This window comes from Stieleria tagensis (assembly GCF_024129865.1).
GTDB classification, from domain to species: Bacteria; Planctomycetota; Planctomycetia; order Pirellulales; family Pirellulaceae; genus Stieleria; species Stieleria tagensis.
In genome coordinates, this window is sequence record NZ_JAMYFE010000007.1 from 62,484 (window position 1) to 76,901 (window position 14,418).

The following is a 14,418-nucleotide window of genomic DNA, read 5'->3' on the forward strand; positions in this document are numbered from 1 at the left end:
CGCGGCGCGTTACATTCAGGCCTGCAGCTTTGCCATCGCACGCTTTTGGGTAACACGATCCGATGTCCAGTCCATTGAAAATTGCCGTTCACGGTGCAGCCGGTCGCATGGGTCGTCGCGTCGTCGCGCTGACCTCCGCCGACCCCTCGTTGTGTTTGATCGCCGCGATCGAAAACGACCAGCATCCACTGCTGGGACAAGACGCCGGTGATCTGGCCGGCGTCGAAACCCTGGACATCCCGGTCGCTTCCAAGTGGCCCAACGACGCCGATGTGGTGATCGATTTCTCGCTGCCCGAAGCCATCGATCGCTGCATCGAAAAATGTGAACTGCACGGCACCGGGTTGGTCTTGGCCACCACCGGCATGACCGATGCCCAAATTGAACGGCTCCGCGAAGCCTCCGAGAGCATCCCAATCGTGTGGGCCCCCAGCATGTCGCTGGCGGTTAATTTGTCGATGAAACTGGCGCAACAGATCACCGAAAAATTGATCGACGTGCCGGGCGGATTGGATATCGAAATCATTGAACGCCACCATCGTTACAAAGCCGACGCGCCCAGCGGAACGGCGTTGAAATTCGGCGACCTGATCGCTGATAAATTGGGCGATGACACCAAACATGTACACGGCCGCGAAGGCCACACCGGTCAACGCACGCGCAATGAAATCGGCTACCACGCCGTCCGCGTCGGTGACAACCCGGGCGAGCACACGATCGTATTCGGCATGCTGGGCGAACGAATCGAATTGAACGTCGCCGCCAGCAACCGTGACTGCTACGCCGCCGGCGCGCTGGCCGCAGCGAAATGGTTGATCGACAAACCGGCGGGCATGTACGACATGTTCGACGTGCTGGAGATGTAATGAAGTGTGACGAAGGCTATCGCTGTGACGTTTGCGGTGGCGATGTGACTTCGATCGTCGAAAGCGATCTGTACCTCCGCTACGTGATCGGCACACTCGACCCCGAAGTCCTGCACACCACCGCCGAACGACACCTGCGTTGCAACCCGGTGTTGGCCCAGTTCATCGTCGACGATCGCTTCCCGGTGATACACGCCGAAGGACCGATGGCAAAAGAAAATCTGGACGCCGACTTTGTCATCCAGCACAGCGAACTGGTCACGCGGGGTTATCGACGATTGCACGAGATCGCCAGTTGGTCCGGCGATCGAGACATCACCGAATACCCGCTGCCCGATGTCATCGGCCACTATCGCGATGCATGAGGCGCGAGGTCGCTTTTTCGATCGACACGGATGAAGTGATCGATCGACGATACCTCCAGGCCTTTGGTCACCATGTCCTGCATGTCAACGTTCACCGTCCGCGGCATGTGACAACTGATGCAATCGGCAGCCAGCTCGACCGGCGTTAACGTCTTCTGCTTGCACTGCAACGCCGAGTGGCATTTCAAACAGGCCTTTGAAAACGCCACCAAATCACCACGCTGCAACTGATGTGGATTGTGACAGGTGGTGCAGGTCATTTCAGATTGCTTGAAACACTCACTCTGTTTCAGCCGCGTCAATTGGTTGCTGGTGTGCACACCGGTGTCTTCTGAATCGGGATGATACAACTTGTGAAAATCATCGATGTCGTCACCCGGTCGAAAACGAAACGGTTGCTGACGAAACTTGAATCCGCCTGAATGACACTGGGCACACAGATCCAATTGTTGCTGGCGCGACAGGTCCTGCGGATGCACAATGAATTTTGCTTTGGTTTGTGACGGCGTTTGTTGATGGAATTCGACATGCTGCTGCCCAGGCCCATGACAGCGTTCACAAGAAATCCCCCAGATCGCACTCTCGCGGTGGAACCGGTTGGGCGGTTCCTTTTTAGCGATGTAGGTCACGTGACACTCCAAGCACTCGACACGAATCGGCCTCGCGTAATTGGCGTCAACCGCTTCGAATCCGGGACTGGCCAACCATTGCCCCGAACCATCCATCTGCGTCTTGGTGAAATACGAAACGTGGGATTCATACAGCGCATCCTGCTGCCAAAACAAAAACGTCTGGGCCAACTTTCCAGAACCAACAATCACATCCATCGGAATTGGAAATCGCCAATCCAGCAACTGAACCACTTGCGCCACTTGGCCGTCTTCGGATTGCATTCGGATCGACCACGACGGATCGTCCGTTTGTAGTTGATTGCCGGGCGGCTGCAGCGGGCCTAAAACCCGATCGGCGGTGCAAACGGCACTGGTTTGATAGTGTCCGGTTTCGCGAAATCCGGCATGCCGCTCGCGGTGACATTCCGCGCAGGCGTCGGCACCAACAAACCCCAGTCCTGGTTCACGCTCGCGACCGGCTGATCGCGGCGCATCGTCAGCAAACCCTCCCCTGGCGGTCGGTCTTGCCGGCAGCTTGATGCGCGGTCGGGCGCGATCGCGGACTTGCACGACCCACCCTTGGGAAATCTGTTTGCCGTCGGCAATCACCTGGTCGGTCAATCGATGCACGGTCGTCACCGCGGTGGATTTTTCGATCGCGTCCCCTGCCCGCCTGCGTTGCAAGGCGGCCACCACCGCTGCGTCGTCACGGTCGCCGCGAGCGGTCCAAAACCCCGCTGCGATCAATAGACACAACAGCAAACCGACGATCCACTTGGTCAACGACATCAATTCAATTCCAACAAAATTGGTTCTGCCATCCTGTTTCTGGCGGCGCGAGGCGGATCACCGCACGTACTCGTAAGCGTCGTGATCCTGGACCAACAACCAATCGGTGTCCACCGACAATCCATCCACCCGCTGCCGCGTTCGGTCAGGCCACAGCACCGTCAACGAAACCGGATCGGAGTGACTACCCAACCCGATCGTCAAACAGGGCTCGTTACGACACAAATAGCCGTCGCCCGCGGTCACGAAATGGTACCAATCTCGGTCGGCATGGACCACGATCACTGCCCCCACTGGCAACCGTGATGAATGGGTGCCAACCAAACTCAAACGCAGCCAATGGTTCTCCGTGGGCGTCTGATTGATCAGCAGCGCCACAGGTTCGTTCAAATGTGTGATCGCTAGATCGTCTTGCCCGTCTCGATCAAAATCCAACCGGGCCATCGCCCGACCGACATGTGGCTGTTCCCAATAGCCACTGGGATCATCGACGGCAACCAATGCGTATCGATCCTGGCGTGCGAACAACTGAATCGGTTGGGCAAAGGGTTCGTCGGTTTCGGTTGCGTCATCGATATGACCATTGGTGACCACCAGATCCGGGACACCATTCAAATCGTAGTCCACGCCTTGGCATCCGAACCCCAGAACGCCAACGGTCGACCGCAGCAACCCGCGACGCACCGTTTGGTCGCGTAGGCCATCGCCGATGGCCTCGTACAGAGAAACGGGTTCATTCTGATAGTTGGTGATATGCAGATCCAACGCGCCGTCTTGGTTCAGGTCGGACGCGGTGATCCCCATCGCTGCGGTAGCCGCACCAAAATTGCCAAACGCACAGCCATCAATGATCGCCGAATCCTCCCATGACGACGGTTGCTGTGGATGCCACGTCCAAAGTCGATTGTTCTGTTGATCGTTGCCGACAAAAATCTGGTTGACGCGATCCTCTGGCCGGCCTGTCAGCGGCCCAATGATCATGCCAAGCGATCGGTCGGGCACGACAGCCGACCCGCCCAGCGGCTCTGCCGGTTGCCAACCTCTTTGCGTCCCCCACACGACCTGGTTGGCGGCTCCCGCAAAGTTGCCTGGCCCGATCGACTGTTTCGGCCGACCGTTCGAGTCGCGTGGCGGTTGCAGCCAAACCATCTCACTGTCGGCATAACCCAACGCGACCAAATCTTGGAACCCGTCTTGATTGACATCCGCCAATGCGACCGACGTCGGCACCCAAGTCGGCGATCCGCGCCAAACCACTTCCGTTGCAAACGTTCCATCACCTCGATTGGTCATCACCTCAAGCGCGCCGAAGCGATTGACAAACAAATCATCAAAGCCGTCTTGGTTCCAATCCCCCGCAGAGACACCCAATGTGTATCCGGTCGAACAGGCACCGGCCGAGCGAGTCACATCATGTAGCTGTTGCCCCCAATGGGCATACAAGCGGTTGCCACAATCCCCTTCCCGGCCGGCGGCATGGAACTGTGGCGGATCGATGCCACCCTGGGCAAAATACAGATCACTTAAACCGTCGCGGTCGAAATCCAACACCGCCAGGCCGCCACCGTACGTCTGATAGATCGCAAACCCATCGCGCTGTCGATCGTGTGCGACCTCATAACGGTGGTGCAAGCCGACTTCACCAGCGACATTGACCCAACTTGCGTCGGCGGAAATCGGTGGCCAGGGGTCCGATTGCTGCTGGAGTTGATCGGCGGCGGGCGATTCGCGTCGCAAGCTTGATACGTTGGCGATCAGCTCCCGCGGATCGCCGGTCACATCGGCGGGCAACCCCAATCGCAGTTCGTCTGCCGTGGGAAAGGCATCGTCTGAGATTGCAAGTTCACCGAAGGCGACTCGCAATTCCGCTGCAGCAGCCGAATCGCCGCGTCCCTGGGCAGCCATCGTGCGCCACAAGACCGCCTCCAACCGTCGCCCCATGGTGTTGAGCAGCCCCGCAAGTTGCTCCATTTGTGTCGCAATCTCGGCTTGCGATGCACTGGAATCGCTCGTCAGTTTGGCGATCGTGTTGCTGTGGCGGATCGCATCGCGATTGCACCGAAATCGTTGTTTGAGTCGTTCGTCCCATTGCGGCTGGGCGGACATTTGAAACGCTTGCCGCAGACGTTGGATCGAGCGTGTGGCTGTGGAATCTAGAATCAGCGACTGCAACAGCGTGCCCGCTGCCAGTTCGGCGTCGCCGGCATCAAGTGCTCGAATTCCAACCGCCGACCAAAAGTTTGCATCATCCAGCACCGCAGGTTGCACGTGCGGCAGTCGCCGGTCCAACTCCGCAAATTGCTGCGATTCGGCGAGCAATCGCAGATAGAATGCGGTCACATCGGCCGGGGTCTCGGGCTGGTCGATCACTGGTTTCAATTGATTGACGGCCTGCAAGTAAAATCCCTTCGTTGCCAACTGCCGCGCCTCAGCAGCCGCGCCGATGATCGGTACTTCGATCGCATCAGCCGGCGCAATCAACGCGGCAAGTTCCGATTGTTTGACATTCCCACTGCGACAAAGATGCCGCAGCGAGGGAAGCGCCGGCGTGGGGCGCCCGCAACGCAACAACAACTCCGCGAGCTTGCGATGAACGATGTCGGCCTGCGGGGCCACTTTCAGGATCTGGCGATAGCGCTGCTGGGCTAATCGCGGCTGGTTCAGCTGCACCAGCCATTCAGCCGACTGGCCGAGTGCCGGCAGCGCCGCTTCACTGTTTTGAATGGCTGGCTGGTCGAGCGTCTCGACCGCAGCCTGCAAATTCCCCCGCGCCGCTTGCAGCTTGGCGTACTGGAATAACGCTGCCGGATCATCGCCGGCAGACAGCAAGCGTGACTGCACAAGCGATTGAGCCTGATCCAAGCTGCCCGCCCGAATCAGCCGCTCCACGGCCTTGGCGTCGTACGAGCTTGACACACTTTCGGTGCCATCATTCCGGGGGGGGTTACGAGGTTTTTTGTATTTTTTTTGAGTTTTCTTTCGCGAGCTTTCGGACACCACCTGTTTAGGTGGATCTATCTTACTACGGGTCGGCTGCGGAGCTGACGAAGGGCTACAACCGGAGATCCCGACCGAACAAAAAAGGGCGTAAATCGTTCGTCTTAACGCTAGTTTCCAACAATCAATCACGAAAATCGCTCGAAGGGTTCCGGGTGGAATCGCCTGTCAGAAAAACAGTCTACAACATCGACCGTCGACCCACCTTACCTCAACCGGCCTTAAGGTCACTGTGCAAACCCTTGCCGCTCTCGAGACGGCAATCTACCCTCGATCATTGAACGCGAATTGTGTTCGGTAACAGAAAGGTCTCCGACAGGTTGCGTTTCGTCGCGTTCACTTCCCCCCTTTTTCCACTGTTACGCGGCTCATTGCCGTGCGACGCTCCCCGTTCAATTTGGGCACTGAAACATGCGATCTGCGTTTCTTTTTTTGGGTTTGATGATTTGTACTTTCGCACTGACCGGCTGTGGATCCTCGGAAACGGTTGTCGTCCCGGATGAAACCAACTCGGCTGCATCCGCTGAACTGACGCCGGAAGAGCAAGCGAAGTACGACGCCGAAATGGCCAAGGAAATGGGGAACTAAGTCTTGTGATCCTCAGCGCTGTGCGCTGTTGTTATTTTGATTTTCTATCTTCGTAACCCTGGAGTTTTCAATGCGAAGGTCTTCCCTACGAACCGGCTTTACGCTGGTCGAACTGCTGGTGGTGATTGCCATCATCGGCATCTTAGTCGGACTGCTGTTGCCAGCGGTCCAAGCTGCCCGCGAGGCAGCACGCCGCATGAGTTGCAGCAACAACTTCAAGCAAATCGGCTTGGCGATGCACAACTATCACTCGGCTTACAAACGTTTGCCGGTCAACTACGGCGGCACGACTCCGGTCGCACCGCTGAGCTCCGGACCGGGTGGCGCAACGAACTGGTGGAACAGCAACGACTATGGCAACCACGAATTGCTAAGCGCATTGGTTCCACTGTCCGCCTTCATCGAACAACAAGGCCTTTGGGAATCGATTAGCAATCCCTTCCCGATCGGTGGCTCCCCGCCGACGTTCTCGTTCCCGCCGATGGGCCCGACGCCCACACCGGGCGGCAACCGAGATCAATACAAACCGTGGTGGACCGACGTCCCGGCGTTCCGTTGCCCCAGTGACCCCGGTGTTGGATTGCCGGCGATGGGACGAACCAACTACGGCATGGCCACCGGCGATCGCACCGATCGCTGGAACGGCGACAAGAACGGCGACCTGACGCCCAACAACTGGGCCGCCGGCGTCAATGCTGCTCGCAACCGTGGTTTCTTTATGCCGCGGGCATTCAGTCGTTTTCGCGACGTGCTGGACGGATTGTCCAACACCATTGCAATGGGTGAAATCCTGACCGATTTGAAAGACGGGGACAAACGGACCACACCAGCCGTCTCGGTCGGTAACACGATTTATACGAACCCGAACCACTGTGAAGAATTGTTCCTGAATCCCGAGCGGCCTCAGTTCTGGTTGGACCCCGACGGTGTGGGCACGGGCAACTCCGCCGGTGACGAACCGCGTGGCATCGGCGGCGGCACCGGGCGAGGCTTCCGCTGGGCCAATGCACGTCCGATCTTCCAAACGGTGACCACGATCCTGCCACCGAACAAAGGATTCTGCGCCAACAGCTGGCCAGAAAACAATGGCATCGCTCCTCCCGGAAGCCGCCACCAAGGTGGCTGCCATATCCTGATGGGCGATGGCGCGGTGATCTTTATCACTGACTCGATCGAAGCCGGCAACTCTAATGCACCGCAACCCAATCCGGGCGAAGCCAGCCCCTACGGTCTGTGGGGCGCGCTTGGCACGCGAGCGGCCAGCGAAGTCATCCAGGAATCGTTGAACCAGTAGCCGCTGAGCTTCTGACGACGGTTTCACTGAAATCAAATGCGACCCTGTCCGTGAATTCGGGCAGGGTTTTTTATTGCCCCAACCACTGCAGGGCCGGGTCGACCGAGATCACCTGATCCGGTGTGTCCTTGCGCAGCAGCGTCACAATCTGGTTGCGAACGGTTTCGGCCGGCACCGAATCGTCGGCGGGCATTGTCATCGCCAACGATGCCCAGGCCTCGGCCTCCCACCAGCGCCCCAAATCACGCAGCGATTCCGCCGCAGCGATCGCTAATTCGCGAGAGATGCCGCCGGTGCGCTCAAACAAATCCACCTCCGTTTCCAACTTCTGCAACAGACGGACTCGGTTTTCAATTTCTGTGACCGGAACAACCTGCGCGCCGTCACCACCGCTGGAGCACCGCTGCGATGATTCGATCACGCCCTGCCAAGCATCGATCAAATCCGGATTCCGCCTTGCCGCGTCTGCAAAACGCGTGATCGCGTCGCATGATTTGTCATTGTGCAACTGACAGCGACCGAGGGCGATCGAGTAACTGGGCTGTCGCGTCACGGGACTGTCGGTCATCGAATCGGCGAGCGAGATCGATTGGTCAAATTCCCCAGCATCGGCAAGCGCCAAACACAGCCGCGCTGCGCTGGGTGGGTGTTGCGGATACTGCTGCAAAATACTTCGCAGCAGTTCAATGCCTTCGGCCTGCTGCCCACCAGCCAACATCAACTCGGCTTCCTTCAACAACGGTCGTCGATCACTCGGATTTCGTTCCACCATCGCTTTGACAGCCGTCGCATCATCGCTCTGTTGATTGTCACTCGCCAGAGCCGCCAATAATTTGGAATCAAACTGTCGTTGTCGCACCAGCATCAAACCGTGCGGCCGCGCCGCCATCAAATCACCCGCACTGCGATACAGATCAAACAACCAGCGACGGCTAGCGTGTTGCTGCGGGTCAGCCGCGACGACTTCTTCCAGCCACTGCAGCGCATCGTACAACCGGCCGACTTCGATCAAGGCAACGACCGACCGCCGGACGCGCGCCGGATCGCTGTGGCCTTCCACTCGGCAGGCGTCGATCAACAAATCGGCTGCACGACTTGGCTGACCAACTTCGTGGGCCACCGTCGCGATCTTGACCAGCAATTCTGGGTCGTCAGGATGCTGCTGCAGTACCACGTCGGCCTGATCCCAGGCCGTTTGCCAATCTTGCTTGCTGATGGCCAGTCGCATCTGCCGCAGTGCGGACGCCGGATCCAAAACCGTTTTCTCTGGAACAGCTGCCTCACGGCAACCGACCAGCAACGGGTTCCAGATCACAATCCAGGTCATCGCCACCCAAAACGATTGAATCGACGCAGGATGTCGCAGCCGGTTGCTAAGCATCAATTGGATGTCCAACAGAAAGAATTAAAGAAAGTAGGGGCAATCGTGGTCTACCCGGCGGACGATTCATCCGCACGGGCCCCTTATTTTGGCAGGCGAAGTCAAAGGATCGTCGAAACAATCCTAGCCGTTACAATTGGAGTTGTTCACCGGTAACACGTCGAATTGATTCCGTTTGTTCAAGCTCCTGGCCCTCATGTCGCATTCCCGCCCGTTGTCTTCCAGCAAATATCGACTGGTTTCCTGGACCTCATGGATCGTGATCGTAGCGCTGAACGTCCTTGTGTTGGGTTGTGGGTCGGACCGCACGCCGACGCCTCTCCCAGAATCATCGGCGACAAAGAATGCTCAGCAAACCGACCCCGCCGCGGCAGACTCGGCGTCTGATTCAGAATCGCGTCTCGCCTACATTAAACGCGTGCAACCACGTGTTCAACGATTCTGCGGTGACTGTCATGCGATGCCATTGCCGTCGAGTTCACCGCATGATGAATGGGAACACGAAGTCAACCAAGGATTCATGCTGTACGGGATGTCCGGGCGATCGGATTTGGAAGTCCCGCCATACGACGAAGTCTTGAACTATTTCCAATACCAAGCCCCGGATCAACTTTCGATTCCTGGTTCGATCGCTGGCTATGCAAAATCGAAACACCTGTTCAAACCCCAGGCCATACGACTCTCCGGCAATCGACCGCCAGGGACCACTCACATCGACTGGATCGACTTGGGGTTCGGTGGTGGACCCGCACTGGTTTACTGTGACATCGGCACCGGCGCTGTTAAAGCCTGCTGGCCCAACAGCGACAACCCGGTGACGAAGCAACTGGGCGTGCTGTTTCAACCCGTACACGTCGAGCCCTGCGATTTGGATCAAGACGGATCAATGGATTTGCTCGCTTGTGACATCGGCGAATTTGACGCCGACGACAGTCATATCGGCCGACTGGTCTGGCTTCGACAAGATCCACCGTCCCATCGATTCGATCGCATTGAACTACAAACGGGCCTCAGTCGCATCGCCGATGCACGGCCGGGAGACTTTGACGGTGACGGTGACACCGATCTGTTGGTCGCCGAATTCGGATGGCGCAAAAGTGGTCAAATCAAACTGCTGGAGAACCTGGGCTGGCAAGACGACGAAAAAACATCGACGTCACCGCAGTGGAAAACACACCCGATCGATCCGCGACACGGCACCATCCATGTCCCACCAATCGATATCGACCATGACGGCGACTTGGATTTCGTCGCGCTAATCAGCCAAGAACACGAAACCGTCGAAGTGTTCCTGAACCAGGGCGGACTGCAATTCGAAAAACAAGTCCTGTGGCAGGCACCCGACCCGGCCTATGGGTCTTCGGGAATCGAATTGGTCGATTTGGACGGCGACGGAGACAGTGACGTGTTGATGAGCAATGGTGACTCCTTCGACCGTGGGCCCAAACAGTACCACTCCGTCCAGTGGCTGGAAAATCCGGGCAAATTTCCATGGGTACACCACCATCTTTGTGATTTACCCGGTGTGATGAGCGCGCGTTCCATTGATGTCGATGGTGACGGCGATCTGGACATCGTCGCCGCCGCACTGCTGGCCGGCCCCACCAGCGAACGGCTACAGTCATCCGAGCTGCCATCGATTCTGATCCTGGAGCAACGATCCGACGGCCTTTTCGAAGTCACACGCGGCGAAAACAGCGCGCACTACCATGCCACGCTGGAAACCGGTGACTTCAATGGCGATGGGAAAGTCGACTTCGCCACCGGGAACCTGCTGAGAGAACCCGGCAAGACCGAAGCGGATGTGGTGATTTGGTGGAATCAGCGGTAGCGCCAGTCAACCGAACCGGCCCTGCGCACTGATCATGGTGCCAGCGGGCTCTTGATTGCAAGTGTCGCTGAAATCGATCTGATGATGACAACACGTCGCTGCTAGAATCGGCCGCATCTCCCCCCACACACTCGCTTGACTCCGCTGGATGACATCCGTGAAATCATCTTCATCCAGACTATTCAACACCGGCTTTGTCGGCTTGATGGTCGCCCAATTTTTTGGGGCAATGAATGACAATATCCTGAAAGTTGTGTTGACCTTCATGGTCATCGACGGCGCCTGGAGCGGTGATCTGGGCAGCGGCGGGCAAGGCATCGTCGGCATCTGTTTCACCGTGCCCTTTATGATCCTGTCGGGTTTCGCCGGCCAAGTCGCCGACCGACATTCCAAACGCACCGTCACCCTGTGGGTCAAAGCCGTCGAAATCCCGATCGCAGCCTTGGCCGGGATCGGATTCTATTATCAAAATCTGTGGATCACGATGATCGCACTGACGTTGCTGACCTGCCAAAGCTCGTTCTTTGGACCCGCTAAATACGGGATGATTCCCGAATTGGTCCGCACCAAACACCTCAGTCGCGCCAACGGTGCGATCAACATGCTGACCAATGTCGCCGTCATTTTGGGGACCATCATCGCCGGCAAGACCAGTGAACTGTACGCCCCCAGCGACACCGCGGCGGCACTGCCATGGTTGCCCGGTGTGATCCTGGTGGTCACGGCCATCATCGGATTGGCCGCGTCGTTCATGATCTCGCCACTGCCGGTCGGTGACCGCAACCTGAAATACAAATTGAATCCGTTCACGACCTACATCGAAACCATCCGGGAAATGTCCAAGTCACGGTTGCTGATGGTGATGTTGGCCTGGGGCTACTTTTACTTGCTGGCGGGTTTGGCCTTGTTCATCGTGCCGGAATACACGCTGGTGCTAGACATCAATCACACCGAAGCGAGCGTGCTGATGGGCGTGCTGGGCGTAGCGATCGGACTCGGCTGCGCCGTGGCCGGATTTATCTCGGGTGACAGCATCAAACCGCAACTGACGACCATCGGGGCAGCCGGCCTGGTCGTGTTTTTCTTCTTGTTGGCCGCAGTGCCACCCTGGATGCCGGATACCAGACCGCTGCTGCGGGTGGCGCTCAGCAACGTCTCGTTCTTCATCCTTTGCGCGGGGTTCTTTGCCGGGTTCTACATCATCCCGCTGCAAGCCTTGTTGCAACAATTGTCACCCGATGACGAACGCGGCCAGTTCCTCGGCACCGCCAACGCGGTCTCGTTCGCCTTCATGACCGTCGCCGGCGTGATGTACGCCGTGATCCGCCCCAGCTTTGGCCTCGAGCCACAAAATATCTTCTACGTCTGTAGCGGCCTGATGTTAGCCGGCGCCGCCTTCTTCCTGTGGAAACTACGTGGCACCGGAATTCTGGTCGGCAGCCGCGCCGCGACGAGCCCCGATTCCCCAACCGAAACCTAAAAGGGGCTGGGGGTTTTATTTCGTCGTCCGTGCCGTTGTGCCTCTGTGAGAGACTTCGATACCACGATCTCACAAAGGCACAAAGACACGGAGTTCCAACGCAAAAACTACCAATCGATGAATGCGCCACACACCTTTCAGCGGAACGATCGGCCTTGACCGATGGCCGCGCGGGCGACTCAGACCAATCCAATCAACCTGACTCGCTGCCTTTGTGTGGAGGCCCATTGTTACACGCCGTCTATTTGCGGCCAAACAAGCGTTGCCAAAACGTCTTTGACGTCGATTTGAACTCTGACATCAGTAGCTTGTCATGATCAAAGCAATCGAAGCGTTCGCCAAAGAACCGCCGCGATACCTCGAAAACGAATTCCTCGCCCATGCATGAATGATCCATTTCTTCGGTCACTCCGTCGAATTCATCGACCCAGACTTGTTCTCCATCGGCGTTGACTACGGATTTGTCCAATAGCGGCTGTTCCTCTGAGAGCGGTTCACCAACATCAAGAAAGACACCATCATCCGCACTGCCGGCGCGACCACGAACAAGCCTGTTTTTTTCGAATAGTGCATAGCCATAAAGATTAACTACGCTGTGAAGTTCGAGGGCGAGAATAGACGAACGAGGCAACACCGCATCCACCGCGCTCACTACAGGCGGCACATCGCCGTTGAAGCAGGAGCCGGCGAGGTCCATGTGTCCGATGAGCAAAGAATTGCCATATGCCCCAACATAGAGATTGCCATTACGCGGGTACGCGCCTTCCTCAAACGTTGATTCGCCTGCAAATGCAAAGTCACCGGGTAGAGCTGCAGCAATTCGGGCAGCCGCGTCGGCATCGTGACGAATGTCGTAGGCCAGGTTGGGTTGCTCATCCTGGCTTGCGATAATGATGGATGTCTTCCAGCCCATGAGTTGATTGAGGCGTGTAACGAAGGGCCATCACCGATGGCCGCACGGGCGACTCAGACCAAACCGATCGACCTGACTCGCGGCCTTCGTGTGGATGGCATGATTCCACATTCTACACGTCACCAGTCGATCCAGGGAAAAGCTAAACCACGAAGGGCGCGAAGAGCACGAAGGCGAGACGATTCGAGGACGAGTCGCTTGATTCCATCAATCGATGCGGTAGACGCAGCCCAGTTGGATGCCGATTCAAGCAACCCGGCACCCAACGCAGGATGAACCTCGAACAGCACATTCGACCACACGGTGCCAAAGGGCATCGAATTGGATCCTTCGCGTCCTTCGTGGTTACAAAATCCCGCCAACTGATCCGCTGATGCCAGAGTTTCGAAGCAACGCAACGCACAGGCAACCGCACCGTCGACCGATCGCCATCTCGTCTCCGTGCCTTCGTGCCTCTGTGAGAGACCGCGGACCAATCGATCTCACGGAGGCACCAAGGCACGGAGAATCAAAGTTGCCCAAACAAAGCGATTGAAGACCACCCCTCGTTTCGGATGCTTGGTTGGTGTGGAGGATTTATCCGACCAAGCATGACGCGTTCTGCTTTCGATTCGGTCGGATAAATCCTCCACACCAGCAGGGGCAAACAGCCCGAAATCACTTTCACGTTCAAACCGGCAGTGGCCAATGGATAATCCACCGAGCCTGCACAAAAACTCGTCCTCCGCACTACAGCATCGGGTTCAAATCCCAATGGGGCGTCGCCGACTCCGGCCTTCTTGAACAGAGAATTTGAGCATCGGCTCGTCCGCTCAAATCGCCAGCCCCTCTTCAGGATCGATAAAGAACCAATGCCAACACCGCTGTTCATTCACGCGATGTCAAATTCTTATTGGTTTACCCGCCATTTTGAATCGGTATTGGCTTCGTCTCCGTATCCGCTTTGTCTTTCGAAGCGATAGACCCAATCTGGCAGCTAAGTATCAACAGTATGACGGCCATGACACCCATTTCCAGGATGGAGCCTTGGCCGAAGATGACGATTGCTCCAATGTACAGTAGCACGAGTCCGGCAGCAGCGATCATGTCATACGGAGCAGGGATATATAAGCCGCAGGCGATCAAAGAGACGAAAGTATAGGCCGCGACGCAACCAATCGTCCCGGGCAGTTCCTTACGGAATTGTTCAGCTTCGATCTCCGCGTACGTTCGCTCGGGTATGTGCTCACTCATGTATTCGGGTACGTGTAGCCTCGATGTGAAACGATGGGAGTTCAGTCGGATAACGAAATGCGATCTATCC

11 protein-coding genes are annotated in these 14,418 nt (G+C 57.2%); 6 read left to right on the forward strand and 5 right to left on the reverse strand.

Features of this window, described 5'->3' with window-relative positions; all coding sequences use genetic code 11:
- Nucleotides 1–62 precede the first annotated feature (62 nt).
- The gene (gene dapB / locus NHH03_RS00425) at nucleotides 63–866 is read left to right on the forward strand and encodes a 4-hydroxy-tetrahydrodipicolinate reductase (protein ID WP_261363993.1); all 804 of its coding nucleotides are present in this window, start codon (nucleotides 63–65) and stop codon (nucleotides 864–866) included.
- On the forward strand, nucleotides 866–1,231 hold the full coding sequence (locus NHH03_RS00430) for a hypothetical protein (RefSeq protein ID WP_253153643.1): 366 nt from the start codon (nucleotides 866–868) through the stop codon (nucleotides 1,229–1,231). Before dapB ends, NHH03_RS00430 begins: the two co-directional genes overlap by 1 nt.
- Here the strand turns inward: NHH03_RS00430 and NHH03_RS00435 are convergent.
- A complete protein-coding gene (locus NHH03_RS00435; protein WP_253153645.1) occupies nucleotides 1,216–2,631 on the reverse strand; it encodes a multiheme c-type cytochrome in 1,416 nt (471 codons plus the stop codon). The two genes, NHH03_RS00430 and NHH03_RS00435, sit on opposite strands and share 16 nt — an antisense overlap.
- A 57-nt stretch (nucleotides 2,632–2,688) precedes the next feature.
- On the reverse strand, nucleotides 2,689–5,547 hold the full coding sequence (locus NHH03_RS28070) for an FG-GAP-like repeat-containing protein (RefSeq protein ID WP_253153646.1): 2,859 nt from the start codon (nucleotides 5,545–5,547) through the stop codon (nucleotides 2,689–2,691).
- Between the two features lie 522 nt (nucleotides 5,548–6,069).
- On the opposite strand from NHH03_RS28070, the gene NHH03_RS00445 reads away from it, so the two are divergent.
- Nucleotides 6,070–6,216: a hypothetical protein gene (locus NHH03_RS00445; RefSeq protein ID WP_253153648.1), complete on the forward strand. Its 147-nt coding sequence runs from the start codon at nucleotides 6,070–6,072 to the stop codon at nucleotides 6,214–6,216.
- 70 nt (nucleotides 6,217–6,286) lie between these two features.
- Nucleotides 6,287–7,510 carry a DUF1559 domain-containing protein gene (locus NHH03_RS00450; protein ID WP_253153649.1) on the forward strand — a complete coding sequence of 408 codons (1,224 nt, stop codon included), beginning with the start codon at nucleotides 6,287–6,289 and terminating at the stop codon, nucleotides 7,508–7,510.
- Nucleotides 7,511–7,580: 70 nt separating this feature from the next.
- Here the strand turns inward: NHH03_RS00450 and NHH03_RS00455 are convergent, their stop codons facing one another.
- A complete protein-coding gene (locus tag NHH03_RS00455; protein ID WP_253153650.1) occupies nucleotides 7,581–8,891 on the reverse strand; it encodes a tetratricopeptide repeat protein in 1,311 nt (436 codons plus the stop codon).
- A 196-nt stretch (nucleotides 8,892–9,087) separates the two neighbouring features.
- Here NHH03_RS00455 and NHH03_RS00460 point away from each other — a divergent pair, with 196 nt between their 5' ends.
- Nucleotides 9,088–10,722: an FG-GAP repeat domain-containing protein gene (locus NHH03_RS00460; protein ID WP_253153652.1), complete on the forward strand. Its 1,635-nt coding sequence runs from the start codon at nucleotides 9,088–9,090 to the stop codon at nucleotides 10,720–10,722.
- Nucleotides 10,723–10,879: 157 nt separating this feature from the next.
- Nucleotides 10,880–12,202 carry an MFS transporter gene (locus NHH03_RS00465; protein WP_253153653.1) on the forward strand — a complete coding sequence of 441 codons (1,323 nt, stop codon included), beginning with the start codon at nucleotides 10,880–10,882 and terminating at the stop codon, nucleotides 12,200–12,202.
- A gap of 241 nt (nucleotides 12,203–12,443) precedes the next feature.
- On the opposite strand, the gene NHH03_RS00470 is transcribed toward NHH03_RS00465, so the two are convergent.
- Both NHH03_RS00470 and NHH03_RS00475 read right to left on the reverse strand, forming a co-directional pair.
- Nucleotides 12,444–13,115, reverse strand: coding sequence for a DUF6928 family protein (locus NHH03_RS00470; RefSeq protein WP_253153654.1), 672 nt, complete (start codon nucleotides 13,113–13,115; stop codon nucleotides 12,444–12,446).
- 897 nt (nucleotides 13,116–14,012) lie between these two features.
- On the reverse strand, nucleotides 14,013–14,418 hold a 406-nt coding region (locus tag NHH03_RS00475), incomplete at its 5' end, for a hypothetical protein (protein WP_253153655.1).